The sequence below is a fragment of the Cysteiniphilum halobium genome (assembly GCF_003574425.1).
In the GTDB taxonomy this organism is placed as follows: Bacteria; Pseudomonadota; Gammaproteobacteria; order Francisellales; family Francisellaceae; genus Caedibacter; species Caedibacter halobius.
Genome location: NZ_QLIU01000014.1, coordinates 34054 through 58256 on the forward strand (window position 1 = coordinate 34054; position 24203 = coordinate 58256).

Below are 24203 nucleotides of genomic sequence, written 5' to 3' on the forward strand. Positions count from 1 at the left end.
GCCATTACCCCTTAGCAATAAAGTCATTTCTAGCTAGCCAGTGCTTAAGATTCCCTAATGAAGTATCATATTTTTTAGCCACAAAGGTATAGGTTGAGCCATTATTAAGTAGTGCAAATATTTCATCTTTGTAACCATCTAGTTTGCTCTTGCCTTTCCCTTTTGGGCGCCCAAGTGGCAAACCTTTCTCCTTTCTAGCTCTTAATGCCTCTGAAGTTCGCTTGGAAATAAGATCACGCTCAATCTCACTTACAATTGAAAACATCATAGCCATTACTTTGCTTTGTATCGAGTTATCTAACTTCCATGAGCCTTTAATTGCATATAGGTTTATTTTTTTTGACAAGCAACGTGAAATAACTTCTATGCACTCCAACATGCTTCGTCCAAGCCTTGAAAATTCACTTACAATTAAGTTGTCACCTTCACTTAATGACTCAATAACAGATGCCAGAGCACGTTTCTGCCAACTAATCGTTCCAGAAGCTTTATCTTCAATAAATTTAACCTGCCCTAAATTTTTTTCGGTGGCAAAAAGCAAGATATCCATTTTATTTTTTTCAAGGTCTTGATCCTGCGTCGAAACTCTTAAGTAAGCTATTGTTTGTTTATTAGTCAAGCCAGTCATCTTAACGGCTACTTCCATGAAAATGCATTTAAATTGATTTATTTAACTACATAATTATAAAAATATCCAGTGAATTTCATTAAGTAAAAGAAAACAAAATAAACGATCGTTTTTATTGTCAGCAAATCAAATCCATTTGCAAAATAATTCTGGCTGAAGGTCATTTTATTGCTGGCGCTAACGATTAGCCCCCAATTGCCAAAGTGATTGGCAAAAGTCCACGCATTATTTTTGAGTAATGAAATGTCAACTACCCCCTCACCCGTGCAGCTTAAGCTGCACGACCTCTCCCTCAAAGGGGAGAGGTAAAATTTCGTAACGGCATATGGGGCATATTGCAACCTCTTACAACTCAACACCCACCTGACTATTACCAATCGTCCCCTGTATTATTCAATAGCCACCTTAAAATTAAGCGTACCACTAATCGTTGATATATTTTTTATAGCATCCTTATCTGCTTCTGTTGCAGCCGGGTTTTTAAGTAATGAGATACTAAAAGGACACTGCTGAACTGGTGCCTCACCTGAGCCTGAAATGGTAAGTGGATTAAAATCACATAAATGCAAATGCTTGGTAAATGTTGTAGGCGGCGTGCTCTGGGCAATTTGCTTAACCCCTTTGCTATTATAAACCGCATAAACAAATGGCTTCTGTGTAATTCTATTATCTGAACTATCTGACAATAGTGGCACATAATTTCCATCTGTACCCACCTGGCCTGTTGCCTTACTTAAATAAACAGCGACATTATTAGAAACCGTTTTACTATAAGTGTTTTTGCAATTTAATATGATATTTGTTGTTCCAAATAAATCTTGAGGCTTCCCATTGTAAATATTTTGTAGGGTATCTGCGCTAATCTTTGTATTTAAATTAGGAGCTGCTGATATTGAGCAACTAATTGGTGGTACTTTGATTTTAAATACCAATTTCTGACCATACTCAGCCACTGGCCTTATACTATCTCCACTTGTGTTAAAATATACTGTTGAGGTAATACCTAGAGTCGATGTACTTGATGCACCTGGAGTCAGTGGGTCAGTTGCAACAACAGTAACTCTATAGCCTATTTTTTGACCAGTAATATATAAATAAGCACCATTATCTACACTATAATCGTTATGAGTAGTAGACCCGCAAGATTCACCATACTCTTTCCGTATGTAACTATCTACCTGATTACTAGAATCATTTGCATACGCTGTCAGCACACTTGGATTAACAATATTTTTATAATCACCTTTTGGGATATATGAAGACACATTAAAATCTCCCTGAGCAACGACACCATTGTCGTTATCTCTTAAATTAAGAGTACCATCGCTAATAGTTTTTAAGGTGATATTAAAATATAAATTTTTAATACCTGGCACAGGCATATATTGCCCTTGCACCCCTGGGAGTGCAGTAGGTACATACCCTGCTATTGGACAATGAAAAAAAGACACATCACCATCAGAAAAGCATACTGCCACACGGTAACGAGGCTTTGCCCCAACATAATTGCCTGATTTACATAACTGCATACCGTAGGGAAAATTTACACCAGAAGTTTTACTTGTGTCTAGCACGCCATCAGATACTACAACTGTTGGTTGATTTAAAATCAAATTTCCAGCATCAACCGTTACAGTCGGCAAATCAGCAACAGCTAGTTTACAGCAGATAATAAATATAAAGCTCAAAAAATATAATATTGATTTTAAAGCATAGCTATAAATCCTCATGTGACGCCCCTTCTTTCTTTAAAAGAAAATAAACCTCCCCACCATAATCATTAATATAAATTAAATACAGTGGCTTGTTATTGGCTAATAACTTATTGAATATATCTCTTTCTGCCGGTGTTAGTTTGACTACTGTTTTCTTAAACGGTAATAAAATCCGGGCTTTTTGCATGACAATCGGTTTTGCTTTTGTCGATTTGCTATCATCTTGACCTGTTTGATCGGGAATTTGGTCGGTTAGCCCTAGCGAATTAATGACGTATGGGCTGCTATTATCAAAGACAATGTCATCACCTTTGTGTTTCCATGTGATTTTGCCGTTAATCTCACTATTCTTAAGCTCAGGAATATCTTTTGGGCGATACATCATCTTGATCTGTGTATGAATCGCAATTTGTAATCCACTTTGTAAATGCCCTTTTTTCGAGCTGTTATCGGCCAGATCAAGCTTAGGTGGTGCTTCTTGAAACTCGAGATAAAATAGGCTTTCACGATCTTTCGGCAAGTCCGTACTGGGAAGCTTGATAATATGCAGTACAACCTGTTCATTTTTCGCTGGAACAACTGTGAACTTTGGCGAAATCAAAAAATCATGATCTATTGTGCCCTTGACTGTTTGCGCTGGATTTTTAGGGTCACTGGCAATTACCCAACTCTCCAAGCCATAGGCATTATTTGGATCATTGTTCTGAACATTGACCGCTGTAAATTTATCCCCTTGATGATAAATTACCCGTGTTGGCACAGGGGTGACGTGGGCAAACGACTGCGAAAAAAACAAGCTGGCAATAGCAACCCATTTAGCTGTTTTCAAAAACCTCAACATATCTTATCCTTACTGCTTTTATTTCTCTTTTTTACATTCAGGCTCGATCAAGTATAATCCAAATATCCTAAAAGCTCGCCATTTTTATTTAACCTTTGCATCATACAGTTTTAGCATTTTCCTTCCTGACATACTGGATTGTAAGCTTAGCAAACCTAGATTGTTTATTTTTGGGAGTTTTCAAAAATATCAAAATGTATTTTATTATGATCATTACTAACTATAGGGTAGTTACCCTTTATGGATACTGCAAACCAAGAGTAGCTGTAGCTTGTATAGAAGGTGCGCTAGCCCATAATGCCTTAATACTAGCTGATGTTGCTGCAGTTGTATATGTTAACTCTGGTTTAAGATCTATTTCATACATATGTAGCCCCCCTTTTGTCCCTGCTGTTTTTGTAGCAATTACTCCTGGATTTCCCGTTAATTTTGAAAAGTCAAGATAAGTTTTCGTGCTTGCATTTTTATCTTCTAAGCGAATACCTAATGGTGTAGTAGCGGTACCATTCATTAGTATCAAAATCTCTGGATGATTTGTATCGTAATTAGGTGTATTTGAACCATAATTCACAGTTGGAGGTGTACTATCAGCACACGTTATAGTTTCCGTGATTGGTTGCAATGGGGTTTGCATCCCAATATCTGAAGAACTAACTGCTTCATCCGGGCTTACATTATCTGCATTATATAGGTATAAATTACCCATACTTTCGGTTATGTTCTTTCCACTGCCCCCAGTAATGGAGCAAGTACTTTTTACTACTTGAGCCTTAAAAGTCACCGTTACACTATTATCACCAGTATCAGCATATATCGAGCTTGCCGTTAACACTGCCAAGGCTGTTGATATTATTGCTATATATTTTTTCATCTTAGTTCTCCTCTTGCGTTGTTTTATATTTTTAAATGGTTATTTCATTATGATCTAGCTTGCTTATCGTGATAGTGTTAACAAGCTTGTTGGTTGTTGTTTGTAGTTGCATATGATCGCCCTCTTTAACGGTATTGAAGTAATATAAATTGCCATAAACATGCTCAGCGATTTCCCCAGTTCGCATATCGATGAGTTTATCCACATTGGCATGTTTGCTCTGATTAAGTTTAATAAACAATGACTGACCTACTTTTGCTTTGAACTTGCGATATAAGATCGCGCCTTGCACTGGTACAGCATACGCTTCATGTGTCTCTAGCACACCATTTTGGTGCTGTGTATCACTTAACAAAATATCGTTGTAGTAATAAGGCATCAGACTGTTATACAGGCCATAGCCATTATGATTGGTTTCGGTTAAACCATCGACATTCACACCGGATACGCCATCGGTATCAATCACTGCAAAGGTGTCATTGGCATATTGCATAAATTGCACACCGGTATAGCGCGTGTAAACCAGTCCTCCTGATATGTTAGCGGATACGGAATAATTACGTAAACTCTGCATATTGCCAGTAACATCAATATTCGCAAAATTGGTCTGCTGCGATACGCCGATATTGACACTGTTGTTTTGCGTGTTTGCTTGTTGCAATTGTCTTGTGTAGCTATAGCCGATATTTGCAGATGTCTTACCTGAATCTGAACTTAGCGCGTAACTGATATTGTCGTTGAGTGCTTGTGACTCCATATCATAGCCTGTACTGTTATTTAAACTGCCACCATGCTCCCCAAAATTAAAGCTGATATTAAAGCTGATGCTACGATTTAACTGCCCTGAATTTTCACCATTGAGCACTTTTGATTGATCATAAGAAATACTGTAGTTAAAGAGTTGAAAAGACTGGTTTAAGCTCAAGTCTGCTGTTAACTCATTGTCATTTGACCACTGTTGGCTGTATGAAACATTGGCATTTAACGACATATCCCAAAATAGGCTTTGTGAGATATTGATGCTAAAATTATTCTTCTGTCCTGAATCAGTATCTGCTGAAAAAGCGCTTTGCGAAAATGCTTGTCCGACACCGACATAATGACGCGTTTGATAAAAATAACCAACAACATCAAAGCTACTTCCCATATTGACAAAACTTTTATCATAACTGACTTGCGCGCGCAGACCACTGTATAGCTTGCGTGTGCCCTGTGTTGTTTTTGCGTTTAGCATCGAACCTGAGGTGACTAAATTTAATGCCCCATACTGACCTAAGTTGATCGAAGTACCAACACCCTCTGCGACATAATCAGGATTGACAAACACACCAACATAAGGTGAAAGATAGTTGCTTAAGCCGTAATGTACTTCAGCTTCTAAAAACTCCGCCTCCATATTGGTGTGATATTGCATCAATCCGATATTGGCATCATACATAACAACGCCTGGATAAAGCGCACTTGAGACGTATTGAAATGGAATGGTTGATTGTGTTTTGTGACCGCTATTATCTGTGACAATCTCAGTAATATCACCAAGACCAGCAACGGCATTATAGTCACTAATCTTATAAGGTCCTGGATTTAAATGCGTTTTATAAATCAGCTTGTTATTTTGATACAACTCGATCGTAATCGGTGTACTTGCAACACCTTGGACAACAGGCTTAAATTGCTGCTCATCTTGTGGCAACATTGCCGTATTATTATTCAGTGTCGCCCCATAAAAACTATTACCACTAAAAATATTGCTCTGAATATTGTTATACCCGAGCATCAAGCGGCTACGCCAACTTGGAATAATCGTTGTCACATATGTATAGGTAATATCCGCGCTATTTTGGGTTTGGCCAACACCATTTGATTTATTATAACTGGTACCTGCACTCATATTGGAATACAACTGCCAACGCCCTAGGTTATAATGCAATTGGGCTGAGCCAAAAACACTGGCGTTATCATTATCAAAATCATGATTAAACGCGCTATCAATATTATAATTCATCACACCGCCTGAGATCCCAAACTCCCATAATGCAGGTGGTGCCGTCGCACCTGATTTTACATCATAAATATAAGATTGTGGCACCAAAATATTAATGGTTTGCGTCATATGATCGTAGGTATAGCTCACATATTGAATATCTGTTTTGCTTAACTGGTATTTTTCGTGTTTGAGCGCTTTTAATAATATTGGTTTTGCATGCATTTTATTGATCATATCACCCGTTAACTGAATTAAAAGCGCTTTTGTTTTAGGTTTTTGTATGACATTTACACTGTATTGTCCTAGTGGTTTATCATTAAGCCTAAAGTTCAATACCTGAAAGCCAGGCACTAATTCGCCTGAGAGCATCTTGGCATCTTGTGCTGAAAAGTCATTGAAAAAACTCGTGTCAAAACCCAGGTCTTTACCTTTCGCCGCACTTATGCCTACACAAGCAGAAAGTATGCAAATATATATTATTTTCTCTTTCATGACATAAGACCTTTTTACGCTAGTAATTTCCGCAAAATAAAAGAAGCACGCAGCTTGATATCCACTGATATCAATCTAGCAAAACATCATTTACGGTAAATATTGGTGATTAAAAACAAGTAAACCTAAACACTTCTTACCTCAAAAGGGACAGATGCATATAAATGATTCACTGGCATAATATACCCATCTCTATCTGCCACGACAGCAACACGGTAGGTGAGGCTTGTTTCAGCCGCACCTATGTGTTTGATGCGGTACGGTAGTACCGGCTCCCCCCCTATGGCTTTTCGATTGTTTTTACCCAGTATCTCTAGTGCAACACCTGCATGTGCATTATCGCCAACATAAGCTAAATTTCTTGATCGACCATAATCAAACACTGTTGATATCTGGTGCGCCAGATACTCTGGACAATTTTTCAAGCGTATGTCAAAAGTTTTAATTTGGTTACCAATAATATCACCATATTGATAACGTTTATAGCGCATAAAATCATCAAAATGAAGATATCCTGAGCTATCATTGTTGTGATCATAATCAACATCAATCTGACAGAAAGCCTGCTTGATTGTCGCTGAAAACTGTATCACCGTCGTTGTGTACTTATCTTGTGCATAGCCATATTGCAACACGATCAATAACACAACACCCCATTTGTTCATAACGACCCCCATAGTCATATGAAATTTTTGACAGACTTAATATCGATTCATATTAACCCCAATCTGTCTTTATAGTGTCATTATTTAATCAATCATCATTAATTGCAACAAACTATTAGGAAACGACTGTTTCCATATTTTATCTTTGACGTAATAGATCTGTATGTCATTGACAGAATGACCCACGTATTTAGCGATACTGGTCATGATAAGCGCTTTTTAAAAGAACGAAAATTCTAGTTTTTTATTAACTGCATTTGCAATTTTTGCCAGCAATTCTAAAGATGGTATGCGTGTATCTCTCCCACTCTCCAAACGAGCAATAACTAGTTGAGTGGTATGTGCTTTTTAAGCTATCTCATTTTTAAATTATCGCTGTAAGGTTGTTTCCTATTGATCAGGTAACTAATCACATTGGTGTCTAGTAAGTACATTAAAATAGCGCATCATTATTAGGTATATCACCTGGTATTTTAAACGCATCATATTTAGGCGTGGGAATATTTTAGCTAAACCTTGAAGCAAAAATTATTGCTTTTGATGTTATAGTCATTCCAATATATAACCGATCAACCGTGACCTTGATAACCTATTACTGATATAGGTTAAAGATATATGGTATTTATTAGAATGACTATAAAGTCTGGTGTGCCAAGCATAGGGAGCTTGCCGAGCAATATTTTTTAAAGCCGATCTTAATAGATTATAGGCAGTCAACCGATGAGGAATTATTAGCGCATGGTGAAATATCAGGCTTAGAAATTACATTAAAACATAGCTTTGATGATGTGGTTGAAGAAGAAGCAATCAAAAACTTAATGCAAGGCATAGAGAAATGCACTAAAATTGAGTTAAGGCGTGACTGGTTTATGTATGCGTTAAGAACGTGGGAAACGTCACCAAGTGCCTTAATAAAAGAATACAAAGAGAAATTAACCGATGACGAGGTTTTTGTTATGACAGCAGCCGAACAATTAAGACAGCAAGGCGTACAGCAAGGTATCGTCTTAGGTAAAGCCGAGGGCGAAAAGCTAGGCGAACATAAAAAAGCCCTAGCAACGGCACGCAATATGCTTTTAAGGGGTTTAAACGCTCAATTAGTAGTTGAGTGTACCAATTTATCAATTGAGGAAGTAACAGCCCTAGCGGACGAGGTAAACGGCAGTAAGCATTAAGTTTTAGGGTTAGAAATATTACATATTTCTGAAGTTTAGAGTTTCAACAATGAACTCGCATATATAGGCAAGTATTAACGTCATTAAATACGTTTTAGATAGATCCAACCATTATCAACCAACGCTTTAAAATCAGGGGAGCTCTCTAGTGCAATGTCTAAGAGCTGCTGTGGGGCATCAACAATAACCAATAATCTTCTGGGTTCATGCAGTAATCTATTCTGGTAATAAATACTTTGTTGTGGTAAACCAAACTTTAAATCACTCAAATTGCCTTCAATCACACCAATATCAGGAATGACATTATGAACTGCCTTGTTGCCAGCACCAAATTGTTTGGGGTTAACGGTTGAGAAATAATATTGCGCATTAATCCAATGCGTAACAACACCAGGGCCTGATAATATCGCACTGAGAATAACACCATCTTTATCTTTTGCGGCATCATATGAGTGTAAAAACACCCTTCTATTTAAATTAATTTTTTTTGTTAAATCACGCCTGCCTATAACAAACGCAGCATTATTTGCAAGCCCTAGCTCAGGGATAAGCTCAGACCAATCCAACTCTCTATGCTCTAAGGATTTAAACCCAGGCAATTGCAATGATTTTTCGCTCTTTAATCGATCACATGCTAAAATCAAATCCTGTTGTAGTTTAGTATCATCAATATTAGACATCAGCTCAATGCGATCATTCGTCGTATGATGACATGCTGCAATAAATACAGTTTTTTGACCTATCTGAATACCTTGTAAAGTCAATGCTTTTCTAATCACAGAATCATTAAGGATCTGGCACATGAGTATGGCATTTGGCGTACCTGAATTACCACCACAAGCACCACAATCTAAGGATGATTGATAGGGGTTGTTTGTATTATTTGATTCATGCCCAACAATGATAACTGTAGCTGCAAAGTAATCCGTCAAACCAATGGATGTTAAAAACGCATATGCTGCTTGTATTTGCTCACTTTGCGTGTAATGTTGATCTTTTGCAATATGTAGCTTGCAGGCCATAGACTCTTTTCTTATCAAACGGGTAAAGAAGGTATTTTTGGTCAGGTTTAATAACTTCCAAAATCCAATCATTTCAAAAAATGCAAACGGCGAAAATAAGTTATTTTTGCCACCGGCTTGCAACTGCTGGTTTGCCTTTTTTGACCAATGTACTTTTTCATAAGTCGCGGTTATTTTTTTATCAGGATTTTCGATCAATGCTGGTGCTTGATAAGATATTTTATCCTCATTATGCAACTGAAAAAACGTACCAAAAAAACCTGCACAACCATAAGTTTCATAATGATCAATAGCTTCTAACTGCCTTCGTATACCTTCGGATCTTGTATCAATACAAAAAATCAATTGCGCTTTAACTGGTGATTTTTGCGCCATTACTGGCTGTTGTGCCAATAGTTGCTGATATAGGTTGTCAATATAACCTTGCTCATAGGCGCACTGCCATATATATAAGAATTGCCAATTTATTTGTTGGGCATTTTCTGCTGTGGAAAGATGGTAGGGTTGTTGCTTTTTTTGATAGATAATGTTTTCACAATGTAGCCATAGCCTAATGATATCTTCTAATGTCGCCTTAGTTGCAACCCAAGGATTATTAGGGTGACTTAGCTCCCAGTTAATAAAACTAGCCCAACCATATAGCTCCAAAAAAATAGCTCTAAAGTAATCAAGAATAACTTCTTTAGCAATCCCTATCGATGATAAATAGTATTCAATTGTCTTGATATCACCCTTTGATTGATCAAAGTCAACACTCGTAGCTAACGCATAGTCAACTAAGCTCTTGTGCTGTTTTTTTTGTGCATAGTAGTTCTTAAGTAAATGAAAAAATTTATCCTTTATCCACTGTTTTGGCGCTTGATAAGCATATTCATCGATTTGATCACAATATAAAATAGCGCTATTCTTTTGAGATGACTGTGTATAATTTTGTTCAAATGAATGATTAATCCAAACATGTAACTCATGCTGACTAAGCGATTGTTGCATCACCTTTTGATAAGCCTTTTCAATATGTTCAAAATCAATATTCCCACTTTGATATTCATGCTGATAAAAGTTGATGTCCATGACCATAGTGATATTAAGTTGTTGCATAAGATCAAAAAAACATTCATTTCTATGCATCCATAATGGGTTTGTTGCTATAAAAGATTGCAGTGGCCAATTCGTTGCCAGTATTTTTTTAGCCGTTTCTATTTGGGATTTTATGATCATAACCATCTACTTCTATATGTGTTGAATCAAAATATTTGGTGCGATACCTGAGAATATATTTATCAAGACTACAGCAATAAAAAATATATGCTGGTATACACGCACTTTGGCATAGTGAAATTCTGTATAATTCAAATTAAAAACATATAGCTGTATCGCATGCATAATCGTAATGGAAAGCAGAACAATTATACTTAAAACTAAAATACATGCTATATAATAGCCTTCCGAGAACATGATATTAAGTATCATAAACTCTGAAACAAAGCTTGATGTTCCCGGGATGCCAACAAGCATTAACAATGCAAAAATAAGATAGAAAAATCGTGATGGCAACTTGTTAGATTCAAGCTCAGACAAATCCGTTTTAGGTGATTTATTATTTGATAAGATCAAGCTAAACAACATCAAAATTGTTAGCGTAATGTTGATCATATGAAATACACCGATTTTTGTCATCTCTACATTGCCAAAATAAATGACAAAGCAAATAAAAAAGCCTTCAAACAACGTCAGATAAATCACAAATTGCTTTAGTGAAAAGCTGCGATTAGAGGCAATAAGTATTAAGATAATTGGCAGGAAAAGCGCCATACTTAACCATGTATTTGCACCTGTAATCGAAAAATAATTAAGTACTAAAACAAACAGCACAATATAACAAATGCCTGTTACCTTGATTTTCAGATAAGCACTGTGCCTAGATAGCATATGATTTAAAAAACTACCCATCCATCTAAATGGATTAAGTATACACACGCGCCAATATTGCTCAGTCATATCTCTTGTTTTGATTGCCTCTATCAGTTGAGGCTTAAGCCAAAGTAAGCACTGCATGACCACAAAACCAATAATAATCACTACCTGAATCCACACACTAATAGTCGTTGTAAATTCATACGCTTGTAGAAAGTGTGTAAATGCACTCAAAAGCATCAGATAAATCAAAACCATTACTAATACAGCAATGCAAGCTATCAAGCGCTGGTAAAATACACCAATATGCAAAACAATCGCACGAGAGATACTTAATAATGTAATGAAAATAAAACCTTCAATAAACACAGGAAGACTTAAACCAACCTGAGACATCAACCAATAACTTATGATAAATAACAAGACTGTATAGCATAAATACTTAGAAAATTGGTAAATGCTATCAGCTTTTACCAATCCATTAGATTGATTCCTTTGATTAATTTCACCGGCACTTAAAAACAAATAGGCTTTATAAAAGCCATGCGCTATAAAATGAAAAATAGCTGCAGGAAACGCGCCTAATGAACATTGAGCCAGCATGTAGCCCATTTGTCCCATTGTTGAATAGGCAAGTTTTTTCTTGATGTCTGTTTGGTAGTATCCCCAAATAGCACTTAGAACGATACTCATAAGGCTCAAACAAAAGACAATAATCAAAACCACTATTTCATTTATTAAAATGTGGCCTACTCTAGCTAGCAATATAGCACCTGCATTGATAACACCAGCATGCATTAATGCCGATACAGGCGTTGGTGTTTCCATCGTGTCAATCAGCCAGATATGAAAAGGAAATTGAGCACATTTAGTCAAAACACTTACACATAGCAGTGTTGCAATAATCCATGAATGTGTGTTTGAAACCAAGCTATCAAAGCTTGCTGGCATGTTCCAACAGTAACTAATCACAATCGCCATAATAAAGCTACAGTCACCAATACGGTTAATGACAAACTTCTTCTTTGCAGCTTTGTTGGCATAGATGTCATAGTGATAGTGATTAAGAATAATATAAAGTGTAATACCAATAAATTGCCACGCAACGAAAGCTGTGAATAAATTTTGGGCAACAACTAACAGACAAACACTACTAATGACAGAAATCAACTGTAATAGAAATCGCAAACGCGTCTGATCACTTGATAGATAATTATTGGCATAGCAATAAATGAGAAATCCTATCGTTAATACAAATAGCAACAAAACCTTAGCAAGGTGATCTAAACCAATAAAAAAGACCACACTTATCGTTTTATAAGCGATCACGGCATAGCTGAAATGATGCGTATGATCATCAAAAAGAAGTAAATATAAACTTAACCCTATCAATACTGCAAAAATCAAATAAGTAAGTAAATAAGATTTTTTATAAAAGGAATCACATAAAACCGGGCCAACAGCAGCTAATACTAACAATAAAAAAAATAATAATATCATAATGCATAAGTTCCTTGCTCTGGTAACTGATCCAATAATTGATTATCACAGCGCATAATGATCAAATAAAACAAACTTCTTATTCCATAGCAATTAAAACTTTCAATACTTTAATTCAGTTAGCTAATCATGTAAAATTTATATTTATTATTAGCAAAATCACTTTAAAATGATGTTATGCGCATAACACTCCATCAACTCAACGTTATCAAAAAGATAGCCAGCAATCAATCTATCACCAAAACAGCTGTGGAACTGCATATCACACAACCGGCAGTTTCAAATATTATCAAACAGGTAGAAGCTATTTACGGTGATAAAATTATAAAAAAAATCGACCGAAAGATACAGATGACGGATATTGGTCAGCGGATTGTTGATGCAGCACAAAAAGTTGAGACTATTATACAGGATATGGAAATTGATATCTCTGGTATCAAAGAGGGAATCTCTGGTGAAATCTCAGTAGCTATTGTCTCTACTGCTAAATACTTTTTCCCTAAAATGCTTGGTGCCTTTTGCGAGCATTATCCAGATGTCAAGGTCAAACTTATCGTTGGCAATCGTCAGGAAATTATCAGATTGATTAATAGTAATGCCTGTGACTTTTTCATTATGAGTCAACCACCCTCTCATGCGTTTATCTCCAAGGAATTCTTCTACAACGATCAACTCGTGATTGCAGCATCTCCTGAATTTACATCTAAACAAAACAGCAAACCACCACTGAAGCTTAACGCACTCTCAGATGAAAAATGGATTATTAGAGAGCAAGGTTCAGGAACCAAAATGATGATGGATAAACTATTCAAAGATCATAAAATGACGGCAAATATTTTTATGGAAATTGGTAATAATGAATCAATAAAACGACTGATCATGGCAAACATGGGGATCAGTATGATCTCTTATGAAAGTATCAAATTAGAGCTTGAGAATAAATTAATACAAATATTTGATGTTGTAGATTTCCCTGTAGATCACCCCTGGTATATTGTTACCAATAATAGGCAAAAGCATACAAAATTAGTTGAATTATTCTATGAATTTTCCAGAAATCATCACTACGATGGATAATCAAAATCAACGGATTAAAGAGGAATATACCGCTCGTAAATCATTTTGCGGTGTTCGGTGCCGAAGAAGTTTTTGATGCTTTTGATTACGTCATTTTCGCATAATATTTTTTCAATGCACCCACGACTTCCTCCATCTTATTAGCACGTGAACCCTTAACTAAAATGCGAGACCATGTGCTTTGGTTTTTATTTAGATCTACAAGTAACGCCTCAATTAACCCACTTTTTTTCTCAAAGTATCGCGCATGATTTCCCGCCGCTTTAGCAAGCAGAGTCATCCACACTTCATTGCCATATAAATAGACATAATCGATGCGTGATTGTTCAATCAGGTGACCAATCTCTTGATGATAATGCCCCGCATACTCGCCAAGCTCGCCCATATTACTTAGCACAAGATATTTATCACCCTTGAATTTGGCTAAATCGTTAATTGCCGCTTTAACAGATTCAACACTGGCATTATAGGTATCATCAATTATCGTTACATAGTCATTTAAATAAGCTAAAGAGAAGCGTCCTTTATACGGTTGATAACTTGCTAATGATTTAAGTGCTAAGGTAATATCCAATTGCAATGCATGGATAAAAGCAAGTGCTGTTAATGTATTTTGAATATTATGTACACCAACGAGATCTAAGTATGCCTGATAAGGCTTTCTCGCAACACTTAATGTAAAGCTTAGTGCTGTTATTGACTCTGTTTGATCACACAAATAAATATCTGCATTGGTATTGTGCATTGAGAAAGTAACTTTATCGATCGCTAAACCTGTAGCAAAGGCATTGATTCTTGGATCATCCAAGTTAATAATTGCTTTACCTTGACCTTTTATGCCCTGAAGTAAGGCACCTTTTTCAACCATTACACCATCAAGAGATTTCAGCTTTTCTAAGTGCGAGGCTGACACATTGGTAATACCTGCATAATCTGGCTTGATTAACTGTGTTAAATAGGGGATTTCACCTGGGGCATTGGTGCCGGCTTCAATCACCACAAAATCAGCATCTTGCGGGGTGGAGAGCACAGTCATTGGTACGCCTAAATCATTATTGAAATTGCCCTGACTGTAATGCACTTTGCCAAATGCTTTGAGCATACATACCAGCATTTCTTTGACTGTTGTTTTGCCACAACTACCGGTTATTGATAACACCGGCATATTTAGTGTTTTGCGATATAAAAGGGCTAGATCAAACAGCGATTGACGCGTGTCTTTGACAATAATTTGTGGCACATCAAAATCAGCTTGTTGTTGTGTCACCAAAACTGCAACTGCACCATTTTTTAATGCATCATGAATATAATCATGTCCATCACGCTCACCTTGCAATGCGACAAATAACTGGCTTTGGCTAATCTCTTTAGAATTAATATGCGCGCCGGTAATCGCAACATCTTGTCCAATGTATTTACATCCATTTAGCTGTAAAGCCAATGATTTTAATGATTCAATCATTTTTTCTCCAAAAATCCAATACCACTTCACGCTCATCAAAATGTATTTTTTGATGGTTTTTATCTAAATAGGTTTCATGCCCTTTACCGGCAAGCAAGATAACATCATCCGCATTTGCTTTGCTTAATGCATATTCTATTGCCTGTTTGCGCTCTTGAATCACTATAAACGCCCTAAATCCCTCATCAAACCCTGATAAAATATCTTTAACAATATCTTTAATATCATCCGTGCGACTATTATCTTCTGTTACAATCACAAAATCAGCTATTTCTTGAGCCACTTTTGCCATCATTGGACGCTTACTATGCTCACGCGCTCCACCACAACCAAATACGCAATAAAGCGCCCCCTTTGTCTGCACACGCACAGCTTGTAAGGCGTTGGCTAAAGCATCTGCGGTATGTGCATAATCAATCACTACCAAAGGCTTACCACCTAGTGCAAGCTTCTCAAGCCGTCCTTTGGGGTTCTGCAAATAACTTAAAGTTGACAGCAAATCAGCAAATGAATAACCATTGACTAATAAAGCACAAAATACCGCGGCAATATTACCAACATTGTATTCACCAATAATGGGTATCGTAATATCTAATGCCTTATTATCTTTGGAAAAGATATCAACAACAAAACCTTGTGGAGATATAGATTTTATCGGTATATAGCAATCCGCTTTCCTATGAACAAGGCTAAAGCTAAACGTCTTCTTGCTTTTATCTTTAACCAGTTCATCATACAAACGTCTACCATAGCCATTATCGATATTAATCACGCACTTCTTGACACTTGCCAACATAAATAATTGGCGTTTTGCGTGGAAATACGCCTCCATCGTTTGGTGATAATCTAAATGATCAACATCAAGATTACTAAAAATCGCTGTTTGGATATTTACATTGAGAATACGCTGCTGGCTGATAGCATGTGATGACGCTTCCATGGCAATTGTATTAGCATCTTTATCATAGAAGTCTTTAAGCATCCGTTGCAAACTTAAATTATCTAATGTCGTTAAAGTTGAATCTTCAAGTTTTGGGAATACGCCATTGCCAATGGTTCCTAACACACCCACTTTGTAATTGAGTGTTGATAAACTTTGCGCCAGAAAATGACAAATTGAGCTTTTACCATTGGTACCCGTCACCGCAAAGATATCTTGGTGCATGGATGGATAGTCATAAAACCAACTTGCTAAGTCCGATAAAATTGATTTCATGTAACGAATTTCTATGACAAAAGGCAAATCGTGTGGATTGATTAAATTTATATCCTCCACCAAGATCAATTTCACACCCTGAGTTAAGAGGTCACTGACATACTGATGCCCATTATGCACCTGACCTTTAAGTGCAATAAAGCCATCATTTTTTGTGACTAAACGATGATCTTGATATAGGTTTTCAATCAAAAAGTAAGCGTTTTTATCAAAAGATGTCGTTTGATAAGATCGTGATTTTAATGCATTAATTTCAGTTAAGAAGGCTCTGATTTGTGCAATAGTTTTCACGATTATTGATTGATTAGCTTGGCCATGACCATATTTCTACCCACTTTGATTGTATAAGCGCTGGCTGAGCGTAAGTCGAAGCCTCTATGAGAGTGCATTACCCTTCGACTTACGCTCAGGGTACGGTGAGCACTTGTGGGTGAATGTTTAGTCTTAGGCATTAGTTTATTTCACTTGGCGCTTTTCTTTAACAGCAGAGGCTAATTTATCAAGCATCTCAACCGTTTCATCCCATCCAACACAAGCATCCGTAATGCTTTTGCCATACTCTAAAGGTGTTACAAAAATCGATTGATTTCCTTCTTTTAAGTTACTCTCGATCATTACCCCAAGAATATTCTGACTACCTGCTTTATATTGCTGACAGATGTCATCTATCACCAAAGATTGTTTCTTGTAATCTTTGCTACTGTTACCATGACTACAATCAATCATTACCTTATGTGGTAAATGATGCTCTTTTAATGCTGTTGCTGTTTGATCAACATACTCTTTGGCATAATTTGGTCCATCATTACCACCACGCAAGATAATATGCGCATCTGTATTACCTGTTGTTTCAAAAATTGCTGTTGTACCTTGCTTGGTGACACCTAAGAAATGATGTTTTGATTTTGCAGCCCTTACCGCGTCAACAGCAATACCAATACTGCCTTTTGTACCATTTTTAAAGCCTATTGGGCAGGATAAGCCTGAAGCCAACTCGCGATGCACTTGACTCTCAGTGGTGCGTGCACCAATGGCACCCCACGCAATCAGATCTGAAATATACTGCGGACTGATAACATCTAAAAACTCTGTCGCGCATGGGAGCCCTATATCTGAGATATCCAATAACAACTGACGTGCCATACGTAGGCCCTTGTTAATTTTAAAGCTATTATCTAAATCAGGATCATTAATCAAGCCCTTCCAACCAACAGTTGTTCTTGGTTTTTCAAAATAGACACGCATGATCACAACAAGCTCACCTGCATGTTTTTTCGCTTCTTTTAACAACAAGCCTGCATATTCTCTAGCGGCTTTTATATCATGCACCGAACAAGGACCAACGATAACAACCATACGATCATCTTTGTTTTGCAGCACATTTGATACCGCTTTACGCGCAGCAAGCACTGTTGCAATTGCTTCTTTGGTAATCGGTTGCTCTTCATGAATAACCCCAGATGGCACTAAGGTACGTTTGTCTTTGATACGGGTGTTATCTGTTTTATCGTGTATCTCTATCACGCTCTCTACTCCAGTTTATACTGTTTTTTATTTTCTTGTTTTTTACAATTTTATCCACTATATACCCATCACAAACCATTTTACAGAATTTTTTGCTTTGCATTTTGTGTCACAAAACGCGTTAATCGCCTTGATATCATAAAGCAATGACTAACATGAAACAATATGCATAATGTGTTTGTGTTTTTATGGATATGTCATTTTCTAAGATATTTTTTTATAGACATAACGCGGCATAATTTCATCCGCTGTAATCTTATTCTCAAAGTCAATTCTAAGCAGAATACCCAAGGCAAAACACATAATGAGCAAACTACTTCCCCCATAGCTAATCAATGGTAATGTTAAGCCTTTGGTTGGTAAAACGCCAATGTTAACGCCAATATTAACAATTACCTGAAAAGCCACCCAAAAGCTTATACCATAAGCAACATAGCTTTGAAAATGACGCTTAAGGACATAGGCAAGAGTTGCAATTCTCATTCCTTTCCAAATTAAATAGGAATATACCATTAACAATGCAATCACACCAACGGCACCTAGCTCTTCGGCAACGACTGACACAATAAAATCAGTGTGCGCCTCTGGCAAGAAAAATTGCTTTTGGATACCACTGCCTAAACCATCACCAAACCAGCCACCTCGACCATAAGAGATGAGCGCTTGTACTAGCTGATACCCGGTATTATTAGCATCAGCCCAAGGATTCATAAAACCATTTAAGCGCGCTAAACGATAAGGTTCAAAAAGCACTAAAAAGGTTGCAGCCACTGCGCCTAACACGACCAAGATAATAAACCATCTAAGTTTAACACCCGCCATAAACATAATGCCAAAAACACAAGTAAACATCACAACAGAAGCACCAAAGTCAGGCTCCTTAAGTAGCAAACCAGCCATCGCTGCAAGAATAATCAACGGCTTGACAACACCTTTAAACGTCTCTCTGGCAAGATCACCAAAGCGCACGAGATAAGATGAAAAATACATGATAGCGCATAGCTTGACCACCTCTGAAACTTGTACATTAATCACAATCAAAGGAATCCAGCGCCTTGAGCCATTGACCTCACGTCCGATATGTGGAATCAATACAGCAACAAGCAAAACAAAGGCAATGATCAGCCACAGTTTATAGATCTTCTGATAGTTATCCGTTGGCACTAATAGTGCACAAACCATTGCAAAGATACCCAAAATCGCAAAGAAGCCTTGACGAATACAATAAAAATAAGGATTACCATAGTCATAATTTGCATCGACCATTGATGCAGATGTCACCATAATCCAGCCAAATGCTAATAGCCCTAGCACCAAAAAAACAAATGCCATATCTAGCTCAATAGTCGCTCTGACGCGCACTTTTTTGCTATTGCGCTGACTAAATAAATTACGAATAAAAAAAAGCACGCTGTTACCTTAGCTTATTAACTAACTCTTCAAAATATTCACCACGATGCGCATAATTTAAAAAGCCATCGAAGCTTGCACATGCCGGTGATAATAGCACAATATCATTTTCACTGGCGAGTGTTGTGCCGGCATTAAATGCCTCATCGAAATTCTTGCACAACACGCAATCTATTTCATGAGAAATCGCCTGATAAATAATCATACGATCCTGTCCATAGATCAATGCTTTTTTAACGTAAGTCTTAAGCGCCGGTACTAACTGACTAAAATCAGCCCCCTTTGTAATCCCACCTAGTAGAATAATAATGTTTTTAGTATATTTATTGCCTAATCCTATAAGGGCTGCTTCAGTCGATGCAATATTAGTTGCTTTAGAATCATTAATATAGCGAATACCATTACATGTTTTTACTAAACGACAACGATGTGCTAGTGGATTAAATTGTGTAATAGCTAATTTAATGCGTGCCCTATCGTCCTCTGACAAGATCATAAGGCCATCTAAAATAGTTAAAACTGCTAATATGTTTTCTAGATTATGCTTACCTTGCAGTATAAGCTCAGATTGCTGACAAAATACCTCGCGATGAAATATCGCTTTATCATCATCGACATAAGTAGCGTCATTATTAAAGTATGAAAGAGCGCCATCCGTTCTATGATTGAATAAGTCTTTTTGCTTGGCATTCATCACACAATATTTACCACGCACTAATAATGCAAGCTTCGCGTCACAATATGCACGGTAATCAACATAACGATCTAAATGATCAGGGGATAAATTAAGCACTGCCACAACATCAAACTGTGCATGCTTTAATAAATCAATTTGAAAGCTTGAGACCTCAAGGACATAGATATCAACTTTTTCATCAATAAGGCTCAAAGCAGGGATCCCAATATTGCCACCTAAAGCAGCATTTATTCCAAGACTTCGAAGCACATAAAAAAGCAAAGAAACAACAGTACTCTTGCCATTTGAGCCAGTCACTGCAATTGCTTTTTGCTTTTTGCTTTTCTTATCATTGCTTGCAATATGTAATGCAAATAACTCAATATCACCGACCACTTTATGCCAATGGTTTTGCAGACGATTAAATGGTGCTTTGTTGACGGGAATACCGGGGGCTACTACAATTAAGTCATAGCTTTCAAGGTCAATTTCATCAAAGTTTTGATAATCAACTATCAAGCGCGCGTTTTTAGGGTTCTGATCGAAGATATTAATCTCTAATGCATACGCCTTTAAATAATCAACAACAGAAGCACCAGAAACACTAAGGCCTACCACTAATACATGGTTGATTTGTTGCTTTTGATAATAAAACTTAGTCATCATTTCACATCAGCGCACTTTAAGTGCGGCAAGGCCAATCAACACAAAAATAACCGTTAAAATCCAAAAGCGTACAACCACCTTAGTTTCAGGCCAACCTTTTAACTCAAAATGATGATGAAGTGGTGCCATTTTGAAAATACGTTTTTTTCTTAATTTATACGAACCGACTTGCAAAATAACTGAAACCGTTTCCATCACAAACAAAAAGCCCATAATAAAAAACACCAGCTCTTGACGAATAATCACCGCAATCGTGCCAAGTGTCGCCCCCAATGCTAGCGAGCCAACATCTCCCATAAATACTTCCGCAGGATAAGCGTTAAACCACAAAAATCCAAATCCAGCACCCGCAATTGCGGCACAAAACACAACAAGCTCATCAATGCCAACATTTGGCATATAATCAAATAGTAAATGCTCGGCAAAAACACTATTTGTAATAACATAGGCATAAACTGCAAGCCCCATTGCCACAAGTACAATTGGCAAAATGGCTAAACCATCTAAACCATCCGTTAAATTAACTGCATTACTACTTCCAGTTATGACAAAATATCCCAACAAGATGACCCAAGCACCAAGCGGGATAGTCCAGTTTTTACTAAACGGAATCGACAAACTAAAGTCCATATAGTTGTGTAATAACCCATAAACCCACAACATTGCTATCACCGCGAAAATCGACTGCATCAAGTATTTATATTTAGCACGTAGACCTTTAGGATGTTTCAACACCAGCTTTAAAAAATCATCTAAAAAACCGATTAATCCAAAGCTCACAAGCACAAAAAGTAGCACCCATACAAAGGGACTATTGAGCTTTGCCCACAACAGAATCGATATAACAATTGCAAAGATAATTAAGCAACCACCCATGGTTGGCGTGTTTTTCTTTACTAAATGGGTTTGTGGTCCATCATCACGTACCACTTGCCCTATTTGCATTTTGCTTAACCAGTTGATCATCGGTTTACCAATAAACAAACTAATCAAAAGAGCAGTTAATGCTGCCATTAGTGAACGTACGGTCACATAACTGTTAAAAATATGCATAAACGTAAAATACTGTGACAACCAGCTTGTTAACCATAATAACATCTAAAGAAACCTTGCCTTAATTACCTTGAATTATACTGATGAAAAACAGTGTATTACAAATGCAAAGTATTCTAGTAAGCCTACTTGCAGAACACAACTAAAGGCGCATTAAAATTACTTTTTTTAGCATTTTTCTTTCTAAAAACACGTACTTATCAAAGATGAACAAAACAATCCAATCTTGATTTGTACCAATTAAAGATTTCCTTTAAACTATTCATCAGCTGTTTGTCTTCGTATACAAAGAATTTATTGTAAACTAAATGTTTCATATTTTTTATTTAATGGGAATGAAGTATGGTAAATGAATATAGGAATTTGATTTTAGTAGTTGTTTTGTTCTTTATTTTGCCATTTATTTCTTTTGGAAATAATTTCTATGGCGACGAGTATCATCACTGGTGGGGAGATATGCTTGTGTCGGTTACACATCCTAAATGGGGGAATAAATTTTCCACTGTTAAAGAATATCAGTTTAAGTTTGATTCTTCAAAACAATATTTGATAGAGATATATAAAAAAGGATATCGCAGTGATAGATATAAAGTTCTAGATAATGAAAATGGAGCAATTGCTTTTGTTTTACAGGGGGATATTAAAGAGAAATTTTATAAAGATAAGGATGCACATAAGCCTTGGAAAGTTTTTGAATATGTAAAAGGCGATTATTTTATTGTAGGAAATCATAGAAACTTATATCGTGTGGATGAAGTCGTCGGTGATATAAATGTAGAATTAGCTGTTATGAGATTTAAATAGTCATTTTTTGCATAGTGCAACTTTTATTTTGGTAACCTTTTTAATTTAACTTTTTAAGTTGCATATGGCTTAACAAATACGTAATACTAATTATTCACTGGAGTTATGCACTATATCCACAAATGGAGAATTAAAATGCCCATAAATAGTAAACATTGGAAAATTATTTTACTTTCAAGCCTTGGTGGTGCGCTTGAGTTTTACGACTTTGTCATATTTGCTGTCTTTGCGATGGTAATTGGTGAAACTTTTTTTCCTTCATCATCACCAGTGCTTAGCATGCTAGGCGCTTTTGTTGCCTTTGCTATTGGTTATTTAGCACGACCCTTTGGTGGCATACTGTTTAGCCACTTTGGGGATAAATACACACGTAAGAAAGTTTTCGTATTATCGATTAGTATTATGGCGCTGGCAACACTGTTAATGGGATTGTTGCCTGGCTTTAGCACACTTGGTATAAGTGCCTCCATTATCTTTATCTTACTGCGATTAGCGCAAGGCATCGCCATCGGTGGAGAAATTCCTGGTGCGATTACTTTTGTCTGTGAGCATATTCCTAAGTACCCTGGATTAGTCTGTGGTGTGATTTTTTTATTCATTAATCTAGGGATTTTCTTAGCAGATATAATACATGCATTACTCATTCACGTTGACCCATCGATTGCTTGGCGTATTGCCTTTATCTTTGGTGGAATACTTGCTGTCATTAGCTACTTCTTACGTAAACGTCTGGAGGAGTCTGAGCTTTTTTTAAATGAAAGCAAACGTCATAAGTTACCAATACTTGCCTTATTTAAAAGCCATGCGCGAAATGCTATTTTAGGGATTTTTATCGCTGGCTCACAAGCCGCTGTTGTAAGTATTTTCTATTTATATATCACCTCATTTATGAAGCTTACAGGCTATGATAATAGTATGATTGCCTATACAACGATTATTAATCTTATTATTTTTTCAGTTTTCTGCCCGATTGCTGGGGCTATTTCTGATCGGATTGGTCAAAAAATTGTGATCTTAGTTAGTGCACTATTGCTTATTCCAACAGGTATTTATTTTTATCACAGCTTAACATCACATGGTGCAGTGATGCTCTCCTACACACTGGTATCTATTTTTGCAGGTGGCATTGCCGGTACTGTTAGTGCCTACTTAACAAAACTATTTCCAACAGATGTGCGCTATTCTGGCATATCGTTTTGTTATAATGTTGGCTTTGCATTATTTGGCGGTTTAACACCGGCTATCGCAACCTATATGATTCATCACACCAATAACAACAACTCACCAGCTTATCTTATGACTGTTGTATTAATCATTGGCATCATTGCATTACTGGCGAGTAAGATGTATATCAAACAATTAGACAAATAAAAAAATAAAAAAAGGCTAAGACTAAATATTCACCCACAAGTGCTCACCGTACCTTGAGCGTAAGTCGAAGGGTAATCACACTTCATAGAGGCTTCGACTGACGCTCAGCCAACGCTTACACAATCAAAGTGGGT

Annotated in this window: 18 protein-coding genes and 1 pseudogene; 4 read left to right on the forward strand and 15 right to left on the reverse strand. The window is 36.8% G+C overall.

Features of this window, described 5'->3' with window-relative positions; translation table 11 throughout:
• Positions 1-4 precede the first annotated feature (4 nt).
• From DNK85_RS03305 to DNK85_RS12380, 7 genes and pseudogenes are all read right to left on the reverse strand, one after another.
• Positions 5-646 (reverse strand): recombinase family protein, encoded by a 642-nt coding sequence (locus DNK85_RS03305; protein WP_208123125.1) that lies wholly within the window; start codon positions 644-646, stop codon positions 5-7.
• Between the two features lie 371 nt (positions 647-1017).
• On the reverse strand, positions 1018-2358 hold the full coding sequence (locus tag DNK85_RS03310) for a hypothetical protein (protein ID WP_119328160.1): 1341 nt from the start codon (positions 2356-2358) through the stop codon (positions 1018-1020).
• A complete protein-coding gene (locus DNK85_RS03315) occupies positions 2345-3184 on the reverse strand; it encodes a fimbrial biogenesis chaperone (protein WP_119328161.1) in 840 nt (279 codons plus the stop codon). The genes DNK85_RS03310 and DNK85_RS03315 overlap by 14 nt, the downstream gene beginning before the upstream one ends.
• A gap of 238 nt (positions 3185-3422) precedes the next feature.
• A complete protein-coding gene (locus DNK85_RS03320; RefSeq protein ID WP_119328162.1) occupies positions 3423-4055 on the reverse strand; it encodes a type 1 fimbrial protein in 633 nt (210 codons plus the stop codon).
• 31 nt (positions 4056-4086) lie between these two features.
• Entirely contained in the window at positions 4087-6534 is a 2448-nt protein-coding gene (locus DNK85_RS03325; protein ID WP_119328163.1) for a fimbria/pilus outer membrane usher protein, read from the reverse strand.
• 125 nt (positions 6535-6659) lie between these two features.
• Positions 6660-7199 carry a fimbrial protein gene (locus DNK85_RS03330; protein ID WP_119328164.1) on the reverse strand — a complete coding sequence of 180 codons (540 nt, stop codon included), beginning with the start codon at positions 7197-7199 and terminating at the stop codon, positions 6660-6662.
• Positions 7200-7418: 219 nt separating this feature from the next.
• Positions 7419-7526, reverse strand: a pseudogene (locus DNK85_RS12380) (hypothetical protein); the annotation flags it as partial.
• Positions 7527-7987: 461 nt separating this feature from the next.
• Here DNK85_RS12380 and DNK85_RS03340 point away from each other — a divergent pair.
• Positions 7988-8374, forward strand: coding sequence for an RpnC/YadD family protein (locus DNK85_RS03340; protein ID WP_162896496.1), 387 nt, complete (start codon positions 7988-7990; stop codon positions 8372-8374).
• Positions 8375-8457: 83 nt separating this feature from the next.
• Here DNK85_RS03340 and DNK85_RS03345 read toward each other — a convergent pair whose 3' ends face one another.
• Positions 8458-10614, reverse strand: a complete 2157-nt coding sequence (locus DNK85_RS03345; protein ID WP_162896497.1) for a putative inorganic carbon transporter subunit DabA — start codon at positions 10612-10614, stop codon at positions 8458-8460.
• A 12-nt stretch (positions 10615-10626) separates the two neighbouring features.
• Positions 10627-12810 (reverse strand): proton-conducting transporter transmembrane domain-containing protein, encoded by a 2184-nt coding sequence (locus DNK85_RS03350; protein ID WP_119328168.1) that lies wholly within the window; start codon positions 12808-12810, stop codon positions 10627-10629.
• A 177-nt stretch (positions 12811-12987) separates the two neighbouring features.
• Between DNK85_RS03350 and DNK85_RS03355 the strand changes: the two genes are divergently transcribed.
• Positions 12988-13887 (forward strand): LysR family transcriptional regulator, encoded by a 900-nt coding sequence (locus tag DNK85_RS03355; protein ID WP_119328169.1) that lies wholly within the window; start codon positions 12988-12990, stop codon positions 13885-13887.
• 85 nt (positions 13888-13972) lie between these two features.
• On the opposite strand, the gene DNK85_RS03360 is transcribed toward DNK85_RS03355, so the two are convergent.
• The 6 genes from DNK85_RS03360 to mraY form a co-directional block, all read right to left on the reverse strand.
• Complete coding sequence (locus DNK85_RS03360) at positions 13973-15349, reverse strand: UDP-N-acetylmuramoyl-tripeptide--D-alanyl-D-alanine ligase (protein WP_162896498.1); 1377 nt, start codon at positions 15347-15349, stop codon at positions 13973-13975.
• A complete protein-coding gene (locus tag DNK85_RS03365; RefSeq protein ID WP_162896499.1) occupies positions 15342-16856 on the reverse strand; it encodes a UDP-N-acetylmuramoyl-L-alanyl-D-glutamate--2,6-diaminopimelate ligase in 1515 nt (504 codons plus the stop codon). Before DNK85_RS03365 ends, DNK85_RS03360 begins: the two co-directional genes overlap by 8 nt.
• Before the next feature lie 165 nt (positions 16857-17021).
• Complete coding sequence (locus DNK85_RS03370; protein ID WP_328587289.1) at positions 17022-18089, reverse strand: 3-deoxy-7-phosphoheptulonate synthase; 1068 nt, start codon at positions 18087-18089, stop codon at positions 17022-17024.
• 204 nt (positions 18090-18293) lie between these two features.
• Positions 18294-19499, reverse strand: coding sequence for a putative lipid II flippase FtsW (ftsW, locus tag DNK85_RS03375; protein ID WP_119328172.1), 1206 nt, complete (start codon positions 19497-19499; stop codon positions 18294-18296).
• A gap of 4 nt (positions 19500-19503) precedes the next feature.
• Positions 19504-20841, reverse strand: coding sequence for a UDP-N-acetylmuramoyl-L-alanine--D-glutamate ligase (gene murD, locus DNK85_RS03380; RefSeq protein WP_119328173.1), 1338 nt, complete (start codon positions 20839-20841; stop codon positions 19504-19506).
• 6 nt (positions 20842-20847) lie between these two features.
• Positions 20848-21939, reverse strand: coding sequence for a phospho-N-acetylmuramoyl-pentapeptide-transferase (mraY, locus tag DNK85_RS03385; protein ID WP_119328174.1), 1092 nt, complete (start codon positions 21937-21939; stop codon positions 20848-20850).
• A 297-nt stretch (positions 21940-22236) separates the two neighbouring features.
• On the opposite strand from mraY, the gene DNK85_RS03390 reads away from it, so the two are divergent.
• Together DNK85_RS03390 and DNK85_RS03395 are read left to right on the forward strand one after the other, a co-directional pair.
• On the forward strand, positions 22237-22698 hold the full coding sequence (locus DNK85_RS03390) for a hypothetical protein (RefSeq protein WP_119328175.1): 462 nt from the start codon (positions 22237-22239) through the stop codon (positions 22696-22698).
• A 135-nt stretch (positions 22699-22833) separates the two neighbouring features.
• Complete coding sequence (locus DNK85_RS03395) at positions 22834-24069, forward strand: MFS transporter (protein WP_162896501.1); 1236 nt, start codon at positions 22834-22836, stop codon at positions 24067-24069.
• Positions 24070-24203 lie beyond the last annotated feature (134 nt).